Annotated in this window: 15 protein-coding genes; 3 read left to right on the forward strand and 12 right to left on the reverse strand. The window is 72.4% G+C overall.

Translation table 11 applies throughout. The annotated features are described in order from the left end of the window. Nucleotides 1–44: 44 nt before the first annotated feature. From ACIBK5_RS23380 to pdhA, 3 genes are read right to left on the reverse strand one after another with little or no spacing between them, the layout of a single operon-like run. Nucleotides 45–1355, reverse strand: coding sequence for a dihydrolipoamide acetyltransferase family protein (locus ACIBK5_RS23380; RefSeq protein WP_399022050.1), 1311 nt, complete (start codon nucleotides 1353–1355; stop codon nucleotides 45–47). Then, nucleotides 1355–2359: an alpha-ketoacid dehydrogenase subunit beta gene (locus tag ACIBK5_RS23385; RefSeq protein WP_399022052.1), complete on the reverse strand. Its 1005-nt coding sequence runs from the start codon at nucleotides 2357–2359 to the stop codon at nucleotides 1355–1357. Before ACIBK5_RS23385 ends, ACIBK5_RS23380 begins: the two co-directional genes overlap by 1 nt. Continuing rightward, nucleotides 2359–3495, reverse strand: a complete 1137-nt coding sequence (gene pdhA / locus ACIBK5_RS23390; RefSeq protein WP_399022054.1) for a pyruvate dehydrogenase (acetyl-transferring) E1 component subunit alpha — start codon at nucleotides 3493–3495, stop codon at nucleotides 2359–2361. The genes ACIBK5_RS23385 and pdhA overlap by 1 nt, the downstream gene beginning before the upstream one ends. Before the next feature lie 190 nt (nucleotides 3496–3685). On the opposite strand from pdhA, the gene ACIBK5_RS23395 reads away from it, so the two are divergent. Further along, a complete protein-coding gene (locus ACIBK5_RS23395; RefSeq protein ID WP_399022447.1) occupies nucleotides 3686–4171 on the forward strand; it encodes an Lrp/AsnC family transcriptional regulator in 486 nt (161 codons plus the stop codon). 3 nt (nucleotides 4172–4174) lie between these two features. Here ACIBK5_RS23395 and ACIBK5_RS23400 read toward each other — a convergent pair whose 3' ends face one another. Together ACIBK5_RS23400 and ACIBK5_RS23405 are read right to left on the reverse strand one after the other, a co-directional pair. Beyond that, on the reverse strand, nucleotides 4175–4765 hold the full coding sequence (locus tag ACIBK5_RS23400) for a TetR/AcrR family transcriptional regulator (RefSeq protein WP_399022056.1): 591 nt from the start codon (nucleotides 4763–4765) through the stop codon (nucleotides 4175–4177). Then, complete coding sequence (locus tag ACIBK5_RS23405; protein ID WP_399022058.1) at nucleotides 4762–6279, reverse strand: 3-hydroxyacyl-CoA dehydrogenase; 1518 nt, start codon at nucleotides 6277–6279, stop codon at nucleotides 4762–4764. Before ACIBK5_RS23405 ends, ACIBK5_RS23400 begins: the two co-directional genes overlap by 4 nt. 160 nt (nucleotides 6280–6439) lie before the next feature. Here ACIBK5_RS23405 and paaN point away from each other — a divergent pair, with 160 nt between their 5' ends. Continuing rightward, nucleotides 6440–8131 (forward strand): phenylacetic acid degradation protein PaaN, encoded by a 1692-nt coding sequence (paaN, locus tag ACIBK5_RS23410; RefSeq protein ID WP_399022060.1) that lies wholly within the window; start codon nucleotides 6440–6442, stop codon nucleotides 8129–8131. On the opposite strand, the gene ACIBK5_RS23415 is transcribed toward paaN, so the two are convergent. From ACIBK5_RS23415 to ACIBK5_RS23425, 3 genes are read right to left on the reverse strand one after another with little or no spacing between them, the layout of a single operon-like run. Continuing rightward, entirely contained in the window at nucleotides 8128–8868 is a 741-nt protein-coding gene (locus ACIBK5_RS23415) for a TrmH family RNA methyltransferase (protein WP_399022062.1), read from the reverse strand. The two genes, paaN and ACIBK5_RS23415, sit on opposite strands and share 4 nt — an antisense overlap. Further along, nucleotides 8865–10082 (reverse strand): HTTM domain-containing protein, encoded by a 1218-nt coding sequence (locus tag ACIBK5_RS23420; RefSeq protein WP_399022064.1) that lies wholly within the window; start codon nucleotides 10080–10082, stop codon nucleotides 8865–8867. Before ACIBK5_RS23420 ends, ACIBK5_RS23415 begins: the two co-directional genes overlap by 4 nt. Next, nucleotides 10079–10834, reverse strand: a complete 756-nt coding sequence (locus ACIBK5_RS23425; RefSeq protein ID WP_399022450.1) for a DUF5819 family protein — start codon at nucleotides 10832–10834, stop codon at nucleotides 10079–10081. Before ACIBK5_RS23425 ends, ACIBK5_RS23420 begins: the two co-directional genes overlap by 4 nt. Nucleotides 10835–11138: 304 nt before the next feature. Here ACIBK5_RS23425 and ACIBK5_RS23430 point away from each other — a divergent pair, with 304 nt between their 5' ends. Continuing rightward, nucleotides 11139–12272 (forward strand): acyl-CoA dehydrogenase family protein, encoded by a 1134-nt coding sequence (locus ACIBK5_RS23430; RefSeq protein ID WP_399022066.1) that lies wholly within the window; start codon nucleotides 11139–11141, stop codon nucleotides 12270–12272. Between the two features lie 19 nt (nucleotides 12273–12291). Here the strand turns inward: ACIBK5_RS23430 and ACIBK5_RS23435 are convergent, their stop codons facing one another. From ACIBK5_RS23435 to ACIBK5_RS23450, 4 genes are all read right to left on the reverse strand, one after another. After that, complete coding sequence (locus ACIBK5_RS23435; RefSeq protein ID WP_399022452.1) at nucleotides 12292–12621, reverse strand: rhodanese-like domain-containing protein; 330 nt, start codon at nucleotides 12619–12621, stop codon at nucleotides 12292–12294. A gap of 149 nt (nucleotides 12622–12770) precedes the next feature. Beyond that, nucleotides 12771–13640, reverse strand: a complete 870-nt coding sequence (locus ACIBK5_RS23440) for a hypothetical protein (RefSeq protein WP_399022068.1) — start codon at nucleotides 13638–13640, stop codon at nucleotides 12771–12773. Nucleotides 13641–13781: 141 nt separating this feature from the next. Further along, on the reverse strand, nucleotides 13782–15215 hold the full coding sequence (locus tag ACIBK5_RS23445) for a DUF2252 domain-containing protein (protein ID WP_399022070.1): 1434 nt from the start codon (nucleotides 15213–15215) through the stop codon (nucleotides 13782–13784). Nucleotides 15216–15340: 125 nt separating this feature from the next. Beyond that, nucleotides 15341–16006: a ScbR family autoregulator-binding transcription factor gene (locus tag ACIBK5_RS23450; protein WP_399022072.1), complete on the reverse strand. Its 666-nt coding sequence runs from the start codon at nucleotides 16004–16006 to the stop codon at nucleotides 15341–15343. Nucleotides 16007–16100 lie beyond the last annotated feature (94 nt).

Genomic DNA, 16100 nt, shown 5'->3' on the forward strand with positions numbered 1-16100 from the left:
GGAACCGACGCGATCACCGGGAACGGCCGCGCGCCGGAGAGGAATCACAGCGTCCGCAGCAGCACCGCCGGCTGTTCCACGCAGTCCGCCACATAGCGCAGGAAGCCGCCCGCCGTGCCGCCGTCGCACACCCGGTGGTCGAAGGTGAGCGAGAGCTGGACGACCTGCCGCACGGCCAGCTCGCCCTCGTGCACCCAGGGCTTGGGGACGATACGGCCGACGCCGAGCATGGCGGCCTCGGGGTGGTTGATGATCGGTGTGGAGCCGTCGACGCCGAAGACTCCGTAGTTGTTCAACGTGAAGGTCCCGCCGGTGAGTTCGCCGGGCGTCAGCTTCCCCGTCCGGCCCGCCTCGGTCAGCCGGGCGAACTCCGCGGTCAGCGACTCCGCGTCCCGCGCGTGCGCGCCCCTGACCACCGGGACGACGAGCCCCCGGTCGGTCTGCGCCGCGAAGCCCAGATGCACGTGGTCGAACTGGACGACCTCCCTGGCCTGCGCGTCCACGGTGGAGTTGAGCTCGGGGAAGCGGGCGAGGGCCGCGGTGCAGATCCGGGCCAGCAGGGCCAGGAGGGAGATCTTCGGCCCGCCTGCCGTGTTCATGGCCGTCCGTGCCCGCATGAGCTCGGTGGCGTCGGCGTCGACCCAGCAGGTCGCGTCGGGGATCTCGCGGCGGCTGCGGGACAGCTTGTCGGCGACGGCTCCGCGCATGCCCTTGAGGGGCGTACGGATCTCGCCCGGGGCGGCTGTCGTGGTGGGCCGGGGTGCGGGGGCCGCTGTCTCGGCGGGGCGGGGCGCGGCGCGCAGGGCGTACTCCACGTCCGCCCGCAGGATCAGCCCCTCGGGCCCGGAGCCGGTCAGCTCCCGCAGGTCGAGGCCGTTCTGCCGGGCCAGCCTTCGGACCAGGGGCGAGATCACGGGGAGGGGGCCGTCCTCGGCCTCGGGGACACCCGCCCGCCCGTTCACCGCCGGGGCGGGGGCGTCCCTCCGCTCCTGCCGCACCCTGCGTCGCCGCGCGGGTGCCTCGGAGGTGCCGTACCCGACGAGGACGTTGCCCGAGCCCTCGGCCGCGGAGCCCTCGACGGCGGAGCCCTCGGAGCCGGACGGCGCCCGTTCCCCCACCGCCACCGTGATCAGCGGCGCCCCGACGGGCAGTTCCGTGCCCTCCTCGCCGAAGCGGGCCGTGACCACACCGCCGTAGGGGCAGGGCACCTCGACCATCGCCTTGGCCGTCTCGACCTCGACGACGGGCTGGTCGATGGCGACCACGTCGCCGATCTCGACCAGCCAGCGCACGATCTCCGCCTCGGTGAGCCCCTCACCGAGGTCGGGCAGCTTGAACTCAAGCACCTGTGCCATCAGCTCTCGGCCTCCCACTGCAGGCGCCCCACGGCGTCCAGGATCCGGTCCACACCGGGCAGGTGATGGCGCTCCAGCATCGGCGGCGGATACGGGACGTCGAACCCGGCGACGCGCAGCACCGGCGCCTCCAGGTGGTGGAAGCAGCGCTCCGTGACCCGGGCCGCGATCTCCCCGCCCGGGCCCCCGAAGGAACCCGACTCGTGGACGACGACCGCGCGTCCCGTCCGCCGCACCGAGGCGCACACCGTCTCGTCGTCGAACGGCACCAGGGAGCGCAGGTCGACGACTTCGAGGTCCCAGCCCTCGGCCCGGGCCGCCTCGGCCGCCTCCATGCAGACGGGTACGGACGGCCCGTACGTGATGAGCGTGGCGCTCCGGCCCGAGCGCCGCACCACCGCGCGGCCTATCGGTTCAACGGGCGCCGGCTCCTCGGGGTTCCAGGAGTCCTTCGACCAGTACAGCCGCTTCGGCTCCAGGACGACGACCGGGTCGTCGGAGGCGATGGCGGCACGCAGCAGGCCGTAGGCGTCGGCGACGGTGGCGGGCGTGACCACATGGAGCCCCGGAGTCGCCATGTAGTACGCCTCGGAGGAGTCGCTGTGGTGCTCCACGCCGCCGATGCCGCCGCCGTAGGGGACGCGGATCGTGATCGGCAGGGCCACCCTGCCGCGGGTGCGGTTGCGCATCCGGGCCACGTGCGAGATGAGCTGTTCGAACGCCGGGTAGGCGAACGCGTCGAACTGCATCTCCACGACCGGCCTGAGGCCGTACATCGCCATGCCGACGGCGGTGCCGAGGATGCCCGCCTCGGCGAGCGGGGTGTCCGTGCAGCGGTCCTCGCCGAACTCCTTCGCGAGTCCGTCGGTGACGCGGAAGACACCGCCGAGGGTGCCGACGTCCTCGCCCATGACGTGCACGGCGGGGTCGGCGGCCATGGCGTCGCGCAGCGCGCGCGTGAGGGCCTGCGCCATGGTGGCCGGTTTGACGGCGACGGTGGTCATCAGTGGGAGCCCCCCTCGGCCTCGGCCGCCAGCTCGGCCCGCAGCTGCTCCCGCTGCTCGCGCAGTTGCGGGGTGGGCTCGGCGTAGACGTGGGTGAACAGGTCCATCGGGTCGAGTGCCGGGTCCTGGTTCATATGCGCGCGCAGGTCGGCGGCCATCGCCTCGGCGGCGTCCCGCGCGGTCTGCTTGCCGGCCTCGTCGAGCAGGCCGCGCTCGGTCAGCTCCCGCTCCAGGAGCTGGATCGGGTCGTGCTCGCGCCAGGTCTCGACCTCGGCGTCACCGCGGTAACGGGTGGCGTCGTCGGCGTTGGTGTGGGCGTCCACGCGGTAGGTGATCGCCTCGACCAGGGTGGGACCGCCGCCGGCGCGCGCGTGCCGTACGGCGTCGGAGAGCACCTCGTGCACGGCCGCGGCGTCGTTGCCGTCGACCAGGCGGCCGGGCATACCGTAGCCGACGGCCTTGTGGGCCAGCGACGGGGCCGCGGTCTGCTTGGCGAGCGGGACGGAGATCGCGAAGCCGTTGTTCTGCACCAGGAAGACGACCGGGGCCTGCCAGACGGCGGCGAAGTTCAGCGCCTCGTGGAAGTCGCCCTCGCTGGTGCCGCCGTCGCCGACCATGGCCAGCGCGACCACGTCGTCGCCCTTGAGCCGGGCGGCGTGCGCGAGGCCCACGGCGTGCGGCAGCTGGGTGGCGAGGGGGGTACACAGCGGGGCGACCCGGTGCTCGTACGGGTCGTAGCCGGTGTGCCAGTCGCCGCGCAGCAGCGTGAGCGCCTCGACGGGGTCCACCCCGCGGGCCACCACGGCGAGGGTGTCGCGGTAGCTCGGGAAGAGCCAGTCCCGCTCCTCCAGCACCAGCGCGGCGGCGATCTCGCAGGCTTCCTGCCCTGTGGTGGAGGGGTAGACGGCGAGGCGTCCCTGCTTGGTGAGAGCGGTGGCCTGCGCGTTGTAGCGGCGGCCTCGGACCAGCTGCGCGTACAGCGTCCGCAGCAGTTCCGGGTCGGCCTTCGCTGCGGCGTCGGTGCCGAGGACGCGGTACGGCTCGGCGTCGGGCAGCAGCGGCGCGGGATCCATGCGGGGCTGCCAGGCGGGCGGCGGGGTCGGCCGGTACGCGCCCCGCTGCTCCATGACCGTCATGACGGCACCTCCTCGTGGGAGCGGCTACGGGAGGCGGGTCGGCTGTGACCCGCCTCACCTACCGATTGTTCGGTCGACGGCACAATTTGGCTATGGGTGCCCCCAGGCTGTGGACAAACGGTTCTCCACAGCCTGAGATGGACGCAGTACGTCCATGGTAGGGAGGTCGGCGCAGGTGGCATCTGAACAAATGGCCGAAGGGCAGGACGCCGGCGCCGCGCTGCCGCCGCCGCGGCCCCTGGACGCCATAGATCAGGACATCCTGCGCATGCTCCAGGCGGACGGCCGCGCCTCGATACGTTCGGTCGCCGAACGGGTCCATGTCTCGCGCGCCAACGCCTACGCCCGCATCAACCGGCTCGTCGAGGACGGCGTCATCCGCGGCTTCGGCGCCCGCGTCGACCATCAGCGGGCCGGTCAGGGGACGTCCGCGTACATCACGCTGAAGATCGTGCAGAACTCGTGGCGCACGGTGCGCGAGGAGCTCAGACAGCTGCCGGGCGCCTCCCACATCGCCCTGGTGGGCGGGGACTTCGACGTGCTGCTGCTGGTGCACGTCTCCGACAACCGGTCCCTGCGCGAACTGGTGCTGACCCGCCTCCAGGCGATTCCGCAGGTGCTCAGCACCCGCACGCTGCTGGTGTTCGAGGAGGAGGACCTGGAGCCGCAGAGCTGAAGCTCAGGCGTCGCTCCGGAGTCCCCCGAACGCCAGCCGCACCACCGCGTCGGCCACCTCGCGCTCGTTCATGCCCCGCCCGTCCGGCCGGTACCACTCCACGATCGAGTTGATCATTCCGAAGACCAGCCTGGTCACCAGCCGGACCTCTATGTCGCCGCGCACGTCCCCGTCCGCGGCCGCCGCCTTGATCAGGTCGGCCACCCGGTGGTCGAAGTCGCGGCGCCGCTCCAGCGCCCACCGCTCGGTGTCCGTGTTGCCGCGCACCCGCAGCAGCAGGGTCACGTAGGGCAGCTCGGCTATGAGCACCTCGACCATGCGCCGGACGACGTACTCCAGGCGCTCGGCGGACCGCCCCACGCGCGCGTGCTCCTCGTCGAGGATCCCGAAGAGGCCGTCCAGGGCCCGGCTCACGGCACGGCGCAGCAGCTCCTCCTTGCCGGTGACGTGGTGGTATATCGACGACTTGGAGATACCGGCCGCCTTGGAGAGGTGCTCCATGGAGGTGCCGTCGTAGCCGCGCTCGTTGAACACCTGGACGGCGACGGACAGCAGGGTGTCCGGGGTGTACGTGTCGCGTTTGGCGGTGGTCATGATGCTGTGCCCTCCCGCTTGTCGGAGGCGTGGGCGTGACGGTACAGCGCGAGGGACGGTGTGTAGCGCCCCGAGGGGTCGCGCAGGTGGAGGTCGTCCAGGAGCGCGTAGGCCCAGTAGCGGCCGAGTTTCCGGCTCCACTCGAAGGGGCCCAGGGGGTAGTTGACGCCGAGGCGCATCGCGGTGTCGATGTCCTCCTCGGTGGCCACGCCCTTGGCGACCGCGTCGTGCGCCAGGTCGATGATCCGCGCGACCGTGCGGGCGACGATCATGCCCGGGACGTCGCCGATGAGGCTGACCCGTTTGCCCAGCGCCTGGAAGAGGCCGATGGCCTCGGCGAGGGTTCCCGGGGAGGTGTCCTGGGAGGCGGACAGGGCGATCCGGGTGGCCTTGCGGTAGTCGAGGGCGAGGTCGAAGTAGACGACGTCCCGGAACTCCACGGAGGTCTGCCCGTCGGCGAGGGCGAGCTGGCCGCCGCTGGGCAGCACCATGCGGGTGCCGTTGTCGTCGTCCTCGTCGCGGACCGGGATGCCCGCCTCACGGATCAGCGGGAGCAGGTCGGACGCCGGTCCCAGGTCGCCCTCGGCGACGACGTACGCGGGCGGCTGCCGCTTCTCCGCGGTGTCCGGCTCCGGGCGCTCGGCGCCGTCCTCGTGGTCGTACCAGCCCTGGCCGGTCTTGCGGCCCAGCCGGCCGGACTCGACCAGGCGCCGCTGGGCGAGGGACGGGGTGAAGCGCACGTCCTGGAAGAAGGACTGCCAGACGGAGTGCGTGACGGACTCGTTGACGTCCTGGCCGATCAGGTCGGTCAGCTCGAACGCGCCCATCCTGAAGCCGCCCGACTCGCGCAGCACGGCGTCGATGGTGGCCGGGTCGGCGCCCTGTGCCTCGTACACCGCGAAGGCCTCGGCGTAGAAGGGCCGGGCGATGCGGTTGACGATGAAGCCGGGGGTGTCCGCGCAGGCGACCGGCGTCTTGCCCCAGGCGCGGGCGGTCTCGTACGCGCGCGTGGCCGACGAGACGTCGGTAGCGAACCCGGAGACGACCTCGACCAGCGGCAGCAGCGGCGCCGGGTTGAAGAAGTGCAGCCCGACGAAACGGCCGGGGGAGCGCAGGGCGCCGCCGATCGCGGTGACGGACAGGGACGAGGTGTTGGTGGCGAGCAGGCAGTCGTCGGCGACGATGCCCTCCAGCTCGCGGAACAGGTCCTGCTTGACGTCAAGGCGCTCCAGGACCGCCTCGACGACCAGGGCGCAGTCCGCGAGCTCGGCGAGGGCCTCGGCGGGCAGCAGCCGGGCGCGCGCGGCGTCCCGGTCGGCGCCGGTGAGCCGCTCCTTCTCGACGAGCCGGTCCAGGCGCGCGCCGATCTCGTCGGCGGCCTCCCGGGCCCGCCCGGGAACGGTGTCGTACAGCCGTACGGGATGGCCCGCGACCAGCGCGACCTGGGCGATGCCCTGGCCCATGGTGCCGGTGCCGACGACGGCCACGGGGCTGCTGAGGTCGAGTGCTGTCATGTGCGCGATCCTCCCGCACGGGGTTTTCCACAGATGCGGCGGACCCCCTTGAGCCGACCGATCGTTCGGTTACTCTAGCTGTGTCCGAGTGTTCCTGCCCAGGTTTCTGCCCAGGTCATGAACTCGACGAAGAGTTCTTGAGACGAGGAGTTGGTCACCCATGACCGCCGCACTCTCGGCGCACGAGCTGATCGCCCGGCACCGGTCCACCCTCGACCAGGCGCTGGAAGCGATCCGCACGCGCGCGTACTGGTCCCCGCACCCCGAGCACCCCAAGGCCTACGGGGAGCACGGCAGCCTGGACGCGGCGGCGGGCAAGGCCGCCTTCGACGCCCTGCTCGGCTCCCGACTCGACCTGGGCCAGCCCGGCACCGACGACTGGGTGGGCGGCGAGACGTCCCCGTACGGCGTCGACCTGGGCGTGACGTACCCGCACGCGGACCTCGACGTGCTGCTGCCCGCCATGAAGGCGGGACAGCGGGCCTGGCGGGACGCGGGCGCTGAGCAGCGCGCGGTGGTCTGCCTGGAGATCCTCAAGCGCGTCAGCGACCGGACCCACGAGTTCGCGCACGCGGTCATGCACACCTCCGGCCAGGCGTTCATGATGGCGTTCCAGGCGGGCGGGCCGCACGCCCAGGACCGCGGCATGGAGGCGGTGGCGTACGCGTACGTGGAGCAGGTGCGCACGCCCGACAACGCGGAGTGGACCAAGCCGCAGGGCAAGCGCGACCCGCTGGCGATGAACAAGCAGTTCACGCCGGTCCCGCGCGGCATCGCCCTGATGATCGGCTGCAACACCTTCCCGACGTGGAACGGCTACCCGGGCCTGTTCGCCTCCCTCGCCACGGGCAACGCGGTCCTGGTCAAGCCCCACCCGCGCGCGGTGCTGCCGCTCGCCCTCACCGTGCAGGTCGCGCGCGAGGTGCTCGCCGAGACGGGCTTCGACCCGAACCTGGTAGCGCTGGCCGCCGAGCGCCCCGGCGAGGGCATCGCCAAGACCCTGGCGACACGCCCCGAGATCCGGATCATCGACTACACGGGCTCGACCGAGTTCGGCGACTGGCTGGAGGCCAACGCCCGCCAGGCGCAGGTCTACACGGAGAAGGCCGGCGTCAACACCGTCGTCGTCCACTCCACGGCCGACTACAAGGGCATGCTCTCCAACCTGGCGTTCTCGCTGTCCCTGTACAGCGGCCAGATGTGCACGACCCCGCAGAACCTGCTCGTCCCCCGGGAGGGCATCTCCACGGACCAGGGCCCCAAGTCCTACGACGAGGTGGTCGCCGACCTCGCCAGGTCGGTCGACGGCCTGCTCGGCGACGACGCCCGGGCGAACGCGCTGCTCGGTGCGATCGTCACCCCGGACGTGAAGGCGCGTCTTGAGGCCGCGGCGGGTCTCGGCGAGGTCGCCCTGGCGTCCCGTGAGATCACCAACCCCGACTTCCCGGCTGCGGTCGTGCGGACGCCGGTGATCGTGAAGCTGGACGGGGCCAAGCCGGACGACGAGGCCGCGTACATGAGCGAGTGCTTCGGGCCGGTGTCCTTCGCCGTCGCCGTCGACTCGGCCTCGGACGCGGTGGAGTTGCTGCGGCGGACCGTCCGCGAGAAGGGCGCGATGACCGTCGGGGCGTACACGACCGACCCGGAGGTCGAGCAGGACGTGCGGGAGGCCTGTCTGGAGGAGGCGGCGCAGTTGTCGCTGAATCTGACGGGCGGGGTGTATGTGAACCAGACGGCCGCGTTCTCCGACTTCCATGGGTCGGGAGGGAACCCGGCTGCCAGTGCGGCGCTGTGTGACGGGGCGTTCGTCGCCAACCGGTTCCGGGTGGTGGAGGTGCGGCGGGAGGCCTAGAAACTTCCGCAGCTCCAGTGGTACAGCGTCATCGCCACACTCGTCGCCAAGTTGTAGCTGCTGACCTGCGGACGCATCGGCAGGGACAGCAGGTGGTCCGCACGCGCGCGTAGTTCCGTCGACAGGCCCGTGCGTTCCGAGCCGAACGCGAGGACGGCGTCGTCCGGGAGCTTGACGCCCCGGATGTCGTCGCCCTCGGGGTCGAGGGCGAACAGCGGGCCGGGCGGCAGGTCGGGGACCTCCAGCCGTTCCACCGCCGTCGCGAAGTGCAGGCCCGCCCCGCCGCGTACGACCGTCGGATGCCAGGGGTCGACCGTCCCGGTCGTCACCACACCCGTCGCGCCGAAGCCGGCGGCCAGGCGGATCACCGCCCCGGCGTTGCCCAGGTTGCGCGGATTGTCGAGAACCACGACCGGGGTGGTGCGGGGCGTGCGCGCAAGCCGCGCGAGGTTGGACTCACGAGAGGGGCGCACGGCGAGCGCTGCCACGGCGGTGGGGTGCGGGCGCGGCACGAACGACGCGTACGTCTCGTACGGCACCTCCGTGAGCAGCGTGCCCAGCGCGTCCCGCACGTCCGGGGCCAGCTCGTCGGCGAGGGCGAGTGCGGCCGCCCGGTCGGCGGTGACCGCCACCGGCACCTCGGCGCCGAACCGCACCGCGTGCTTGAGAGCGTGGAAGCCGTCGAGCAGGACGGTGCCACCGGCGAGCCGGTGCCAGACGGTGACGGGGTCGGTCATGCCCCGAAGCCTACGTGCGTGACCCGGGAGCCCTCGGGGTCGTGCTGCTCGGGCACCGGCACGCGCCCGCCGCGCCGGCGAAGCAGCCGGTCACGCGCGCGTGCCGACCAGCCGCCCAGGCGGCGCAGGAAGGACGTCGGCAGGAACACCGCGTCCGCCGCGATCATCGCCAGCGAGAAGAACGGCAGCCCCAGAACGACCGCGATCACGGCGTGCTCGGTGATCATGAGCGCCAGCAGGACGTTCTTCACCCGCCGGTTGAACAGGGTGAACGGGAAGGCGACCTGCACGAGGACCGTCCCGTAGGTCACGAGCATCACCATCGTGCCGCTGGAGGACAGCAGGTCGGCGAGGGATGGCCAGGGCGAGAAGTACTCCAGGTGGAGCGGGTAGTAGACGGCGGTGCCGTCCTGCCAGCGGGAGCCCTGGATCTTGTACCAGCCGGCCGTCGCGTAGATCAGGCACGCCTCGGCCATGATCACGAGCAGGGCGCCGTTGTGCACGATGTTGGCGACGACGTCGAGCAGGATCCGCGGTTCGCCGGACTTTACGCGGCGCCCGGCCAGCCACCACAGGGCCTGCGCCGCCCACACGGTCCACAGCAGCACGGGTATCAGCAGGTCGTCGCCGTCCATCCGGCCGGCCAGGGTCGCCGCGAGCAGCACGGCCCCGAGTACGCCCCACAAGGCCGGGCCGGTCCGGTCAGTGACCCGCTCGCCGCGCGCCCGGACGTCCCGGGCGCGCGAGGCCCGCCGGGCGTCCAGCGACCACACCTGGGCGCAGCGCGTGAAGACCAGGTAGATCGACATCAGGTGCAGCACGTTGTCGCCGCCGTCGCCCATGAAGACGCTGCGGTTCTGCAGCGACAGCACACCGACCATGAACAGCACCGACATGGTGCGGGTGCGCCAGCCCAGCAGCAGCAGGGCGCTGGACAGGATCGCGAGCGCGTAGACGAACTCGAACCAGAGCCCGCCGTCCGACCACATCAGGGTGGTGAAGGCCTTGTTGGTCCCGATCAGCTGCTCGGCGAGACCCCAGCTCCAGGGCCCGTCGGGACCGTAGAGCTCATGGCGGTGGGGCAGCTCGCGCAGCAGGAACAGCAGCCAGGTCGCGCTGAAGCCGATACGGATCACGGCCGTCTGGTACGGGCCGAGGGCGGCCTCGGTGACCCGGGCGATGCCACGCGAGACGGCCAGCGAGAAGCCGTTCACCGCACGCCTCCCCGGGCCTCGTCGCGCGGCACCGGCCACCAGGGCAGCTCCCGGTAGGACGGCGTCGTGGACACCTTCTCCCGGCTCCACTCCGGCGGGGGCACGTTGGTGGTGCGGGAACGGACCTGGACGCGCTCGATCACACCGCCGTCCCCGGCCGAGGCGCCCGCCGCGTCGTCGCGGTGGAGGCGCAGCACCACGATCCGGCGCAGATACGACTCGGAGAGCGAGCCGCGCAGGCCGACCGGGCGGCTCTCGCTGTCGTGCGTGGCGGTGAAGAAGTCCCAGGCGCGGCGCAGCTCGTTCTGCTGTGTGTGGCTGGGCAGCAGATTGCCGTCGATGGCCCGGCCGTCCTCCGCGGACAGGTCGTACCAGCCGGTGCTCAGCTGCTCGCCGTCCGCCCCGCGGACCTCGGCCCTGGCCTGGATCGAGATGTCCTGCTGGAGCGGGTTCGGGGCGAAGAGCTTCCAGTTCTGCTCGAACTCCGGGTAGATCCAGTCGTCCACGGCCCTGCCGTGCTCCTTGGTGACCGTATTCGCCGGCGCCACGTGCAGGAACGTCATCGCGATATGCACACAGACGCCGATCGCGACGACCGCGAGCGCCACCGCGACACCGATCTGATACGGGAGGGAGAGCGCGGCGATGCCGGAGCGGGACGGGTCGGGCGGACCCGGCTCGGCGAGCCCGGACGGGCCGGGCGGGCCGTCCGGCCCGCGCCGGGCGTTCGAGCCCTCGTCGTACGCGTCCAATTCCGCCCCGTTCCAGATCCCGGTCCGTCGAACCGCCCGCATGCCACCATCGCCACCGCGCGGCGTCGGCACGGGCACGGTACTCAGGCCACCCACCCCGGCACAGCCCCTGTCCGCCGGTCCCGGCCGTGGCCGTCGCCACACCGCGGAAGCCGACCGCACGGAAGGCGACCCGCGGAAGCCGACCGTACGGCAGGAGTGACACCCTACGGCGCCCGCCCGTACACCCATTCCCTTCTTCTAGAACCTGTTCTATCTTGACGCCCCGTCAGCTCAACGGGATCGGCCCGGAAGGACAGGCACCGTGGACTTCACCTTCACCGAGGAGCAGCAGGCGGCGGCCGAGGCGGCGAAGGGCGTGTTCGCCGGGGTCGCCCCGGACGCCGTGCCCAGCCCCGCGCTCACCCCCGGCGCCGTCGCCGACACCCACGACCGCGCCCTGTGGGCCCGGCTAGCCGACGCGGATCTGCTGAGCCTGCTGCTCGACGAGCGGTACGGCGGGGCCGGCCTGGACGCCGTCGCGCTGTGTCTGGTGCTGCGGGAGTCGGCCCAGGTGCTGGCCAGGGTGCCGCTGCTGGAGAACAGCGCGGCGGCGGCGGCCGTCCAGGCCTTCGCCGGCGACGAGGCGAAGTCCGCCCTGCTCGCCCGGGCCGGGCGGGGCGAGATCGTGCTGACCGTCGCCGCGCACGGCCGCACCGGCCACGACCCGGCCGAGCTGGCCGTGACCGCACGGCAGGACGGCGAGGCCTGGGTGCTGGACGGGGTGCAGACGGCCGTGCCATGGGCCTACGACGCGGACGTCACGGTCGTACCCGCCCACACCGCGACCGGCCGGACCGTCCTGGCCCTGGTGCCCCGCGAGCACCCCGGGGCCGTCCTCGCCGAGCAGTTCTCCACCAGCGGTGAGCGGCTCGGCGAGCTCCGGCTGGAGTCGGCCCGGCTCACCGCCCGGGACGTGATCGACGCCGACGGGGCGTGGGAGTGGCTGCGGAACCTGCTGGCCACCGGGACGTGCGCGCTGGCGCTCGGGCTCGGGGAGCGCGTGCTGCGGATGACCGGGGAGTACACGAGCGAACGGGAACAGTTCGGGTTCCCGATCGCCACCTTCCAGGCCGTCGCCGTACAGGCCGCCGACCGCTACATCGATCTGCGCGCGATGGAGGTCACGCTGTGGCAGGCCGCGTGGCGGATCGCCACGGGGTCACCCGGCGCGCTTCCCCCCGCCGGTGACGTCGCCGTCGCCAAGATCTGGGCGGCGGAGGGCGTACGCCGGGTCGTGCAGACCGCGCAGCATCTGCACGGCGGGTTCGGCGCCGACGTCGACTACCCCCTGCACCGCTACCACGCCTGGGCCAAGCACCTGGAGCTGTCGCTCGGCCCGGCCGCGGCACACGAGGAGGCCCTGGGCGACCTGCTGGCGGCACACCCGCTGGCCTGAACGCCCGAAACGGGACGCGCTACAGGACGAATCCCTGCTGCCCGTCGTCCGTCACCACGGGACGGCCCGCCGCCTCCCACACCTGCATGCCGCCGTCGACGTTCACGGCGTCGACGCCCTGCTGGGCCAGGTACATCGTGACCTGGGCGGAACGGCCGCCGGAGCGGCAGATCACATGGACGCGGCCGTCCTGGGGGGCGGCCTCGGTCAGCTCGCCGTACCGCGCGACGAACTCGCTGATGGGGATGTGCAGCGCCCCTTCGGCGTGACCGGCCTTCCACTCGTCGTCCTCCCGGACGTCCAGCAGGAAGTCGCCGTCCTTGAGGTTCCCGACCTCGACCGTGGGCACACCAGCTCCAAAACTCATGCCTCCGACGCTACCCGACCCGCCCCACGGGCCGGACGGGACGCGGCTCAGTCCCAGCGGCTCAGTCCCAGCGGCCAAGCCCCAGCGGCCGAGCCCTCGCCGCTCAGCCCTCGCGGCCCGGCCACCACGCCTCAGCCCTCGCCGAGCAGCGTGGCCAGCTCCGTCTCCCGCTCGGTGACCTGGGTGCGCAGCTGCTGTCCGATCTCGTCCAGAAGCCGGTCCGGGTCGTCCGGGGCCAGCTGGAGCATATGGCCGATCGCGCTCTCCTCCAGCTCCTTGGCGAGCAGGGCGAGCAGTTCCTTGCGCTGGGCGAGCCACTCCAGGCGGTTGTAGAGCTCCTCGGCGCGGCTCGGGCCCCGCTTCAGCTCGGGCCCCTTGGCCCACTCCTCGGCGAGTTCGCGCAGCTCCGCGGCGTCACCGCGGGCGTAGGCGGCGTTGACCCGGGTGATGAACTCCTCGCGCCGCTCGCGCTCCTTCTCCTCCTGGGCCAGGTCCGGGTGCGCCTTGCGGGCCAGGTCCCGGTAGAGCTTGCGGGCCTCCTCGCTGGGCCGGACCCGCTGCGGGGGCCGCACCGCCTGGTCCGTGAGCATCGCCACGGCCTCCGGGAACAGGCCGCTGTCGTCCATCCAGCCGTGCAGCAGCTCCTCGACGCCCGGGATCGGCGCCAGCCTCGACCTGGCCTCCTCCGCGCGCCTCAGGTCGTCGGGGTCACCGCTGCGAGCGGCCCTGGCCTCGAGGATCCGGGCGTCGAGGTCCTCGAGCCGGGCGTACAGCGGTCCGAGCTTCTGTTCGTGCAGCCGGGAGAAGTTCTCGACCTCCACGCGGAAGGTCTCCACCGCGATCTCGTACTCGATCAACGCCTGCTCGGCGGCTCGCACGGCCCGCTCGAGCCGCTCCTCGGGCCGCGCCGCGTCACCTTCGGCACGGGCCGCGTCGCCCTCGGGCGTCACCCGTTCCTCATCGGCGCCGCCACCGCCCTGCTCAGCTTCCGGGGTCGTCACCCGACCAGCCTAGGCCACACCGCGCCCGCCCCCGCGCCCCGGACGGCCACATGCCAGAAGCACCTCAAGGGCCTCAAGGGCCTCAAGGGCCTCAGGGGTCACAGGGGACACAGGGACAGGGGGCACAGGGACAACAGCGGGTCACACTCCCGTCTCCGCGGCGATCTTCCCCGCCCGCACCCCCGCCACCAGATCCGCGTGATCCGCCTCGGTGCGGTCCGCGTAGGCCACGGCGAATCCCGCCATCGCCTCGTCCAGTTCCTCGCCCTTGCCGCAGTACCCGGCGATGAGGCGAGGATCGGCGCTGTGGGCGTGCGCCCGGGCCAGGAGCGCGCCGGTCATCCGGCCGTAGTCGTCCATCTGGTCGGCGGCCAGCGCGGCCGGATCGACGCTGCCCTTGCGGTTGCGGAACTGGCGGACCTGGAAGGGGAACCCGTCGACCGTCGTCCAGCCCAGCAGGATGTCGCTGACGACCTGCATCCGCTTCTGGCCCAGCACGACCCGCCGGCCCTCGTGCACCGGCTCCGGCGCCTCGAAACCGGCCGTCACCAGATGCGGCACCAGCGCCGAGGCACGCGCCTCCTTCACCTGGAGCACCAGCGGCTCGCCCCGGTGGTCCAGGAGCAGCACGACGTAGGACCGGGTACCGACGCTGCCGGTGCCGACGACGCGGAACGCCACGTCGTGCACCGCGTGCCGGGCGAGCAGCGGGCGGCGGTCCTCCGGCAGGGTCCCGGCGTACTCCTCCAGGGACGCGGCCACCGCCGCGGCCTCCGCGTCCGGGACGCGCCGCAGCACCGGCGGGGCGTCGACGAACCGGCGTCCTCCGCTCTCCGTGGCCTCCGTCGACTTGGCCGCGAAACGGCCGCTCGTGTTGTGGCGGGCCTTCTCGGAGACCCGCTCCAGCGTGCCGACCAGGTCATGGGCGTCCGTGTGGGAGACGAGCTCCTCGTCCGCGATCGCGTTCCACGCGTCCAGCACCGGGAGCTTGGCCAGCAGCCGCATGGTGCGGCGGTAGGCGCCCACCGCGTCGTACGCCGCCTTGCGGCACCGGTCCTCGTCCGCTCCCGCCTCCCGGCCCGCGAGCACCAGGGAGGCCGCGAGGCGCTTGAGGTCCCACTCCCAGGGGCCGTGCACCGTTTCGTCGAAGTCGTTCAGATCGATGACGAGGCCGCCGCGCGCGTCTGCGTACAGGCCGAAATTGGCCGCGTGGGCGTCACCGCAGATCTGGGCCCGGATCCGGGTCATGGGGGTGCGCGCCAGGTCGTAGGCCATGAGGCCCGCCGCGCCGCGCAGGAACGCGAACGGGGTGGCGGCCATGCGGCCGACCCGGATCGGCGTGAGTTCGGGGAGCCGGCCGCGGCCGGACTCCTCGACCGCGCTCACCGCGTCGGGCCGGGCCGCGTCCAGGTCGAGCAGGGAGTGCGCGCCGCGCGGGATCCGCTTGCGCAGAGCCTTGCCCTCGTCCTTGGGCGAGCCCTCGGCCGGCCAGTCGGCGAAGCCGCGCACCCGGGGCAGCCGACGGTCCGTCCCGCCCGCCGCCATACCCTCGGCCCCCACATCAGCCTTGGTCATCCCAACCGCCTCCCCCGCACGCGCTCGAACATCAACTCGTTCCCGACCGTACATCCGGGCGGCTGAAACGCGGCAGGCCCTGTGGACAACTCCCCGGCTGTGGACAACCTCCGGCTCTGGAGACCTCACGCGGGAGCGGGCAGCACCCGCCCTTCCGCCACCTCCGCGCCCTCGGCCAGCACCCGCTCCGCCCGCTCCACCGAGACGTCGAGCCGGGCCAGTACCGCGGGCACGCAGATGCTCGGCAGGAAGTGTTCGAACATCACCACGACCCGGCGTTCCAGATCCCGCCGCTGGCAGCGCAGCTGGGAGAGCAGCTGCACCCCCGAGAAGCTGCCGACCAGCAGCTCGGCCGTCTCCGCCACGTCGACGTGCTGCAGCAGTTCGCCCTGCGTCTTGGCCTCGGCCAGCCGCTGCACGTTCTGGTCGAACCACATCCCGAAGGCCTGGGTGCGGTCGAGGTCCATGGCCCCCTGGTCGAGGGCGAGCCCCACACTGGCCCGCACCAGCGGCTCGGACCGCAGCCGGCGGGCCAGCACCAGACCGGAGTCGACGAGTTCCTGGAGTTTGCTGGACTGCGGCGGAAGGGTGATCGCGAGCTGTTCCTCGAACACCCCGATCGCGAGCTCCTCCTTGGAGCCGAAATGGAAGTACAGCGCGCCCTTGGTGACGCCCGCCCGGTCCAGGATCTCTCCGATGGTCGCCGAGGTGTAGCCGCGTTCGTCGAAGACGGCCGCCGCCGCCTCCAGGATGGTCCGCCGGGTGCGGATCGCGCGCTCCTGTCGCGCCATCGGGTGCCTCCTGATCTCCGTCGATCCCTGTGAAGTCACTGTGCAGCGGGGGCTCGAGGGCCTGTCCCGGCGGCTTGGCTCACCCTTTGAAAAA

Origin of the sequence: Streptomyces sp. NPDC050546 (assembly GCF_044457425.1) — a bacterium.
In the GTDB taxonomy this organism is placed as follows: domain Bacteria; phylum Actinomycetota; class Actinomycetes; order Streptomycetales; family Streptomycetaceae; genus Streptomyces.

Coding starts and splice junctions, on each gene's coding strand:
- ACIBK5_RS23380 (WP_399022050.1), bottom strand. CDS start 1,355: ATGGCACAGGTGCTTGAGTTCAAGCTGCCCGACCTCGGTGAGGGGCTC.
- ACIBK5_RS23385 (WP_399022052.1), bottom strand. CDS start 2,359: ATGACCACCGTCGCCGTCAAACCGGCCACCATGGCGCAGGCCCTCACG.
- pdhA (WP_399022054.1), bottom strand. CDS start 3,495: ATGACGGTCATGGAGCAGCGGGGCGCGTACCGGCCGACCCCGCCGCCC.
- ACIBK5_RS23395 (WP_399022447.1), top strand. CDS start 3,686: ATGGCCGAAGGGCAGGACGCCGGCGCCGCGCTGCCGCCGCCGCGGCCC.
- ACIBK5_RS23400 (WP_399022056.1), bottom strand. CDS start 4,765: ATGACCACCGCCAAACGCGACACGTACACCCCGGACACCCTGCTGTCC.
- ACIBK5_RS23405 (WP_399022058.1), bottom strand. CDS start 6,279: ATGACAGCACTCGACCTCAGCAGCCCCGTGGCCGTCGTCGGCACCGGC.
- paaN (WP_399022060.1), top strand. CDS start 6,440: ATGACCGCCGCACTCTCGGCGCACGAGCTGATCGCCCGGCACCGGTCC.
- ACIBK5_RS23415 (WP_399022062.1), bottom strand. CDS start 8,868: ATGACCGACCCCGTCACCGTCTGGCACCGGCTCGCCGGTGGCACCGTC.
- ACIBK5_RS23445 (WP_399022070.1), bottom strand. CDS start 15,215: ATGACCAAGGCTGATGTGGGGGCCGAGGGTATGGCGGCGGGCGGGACG.
- ACIBK5_RS23450 (WP_399022072.1), bottom strand. CDS start 16,006: ATGGCGCGACAGGAGCGCGCGATCCGCACCCGGCGGACCATCCTGGAG.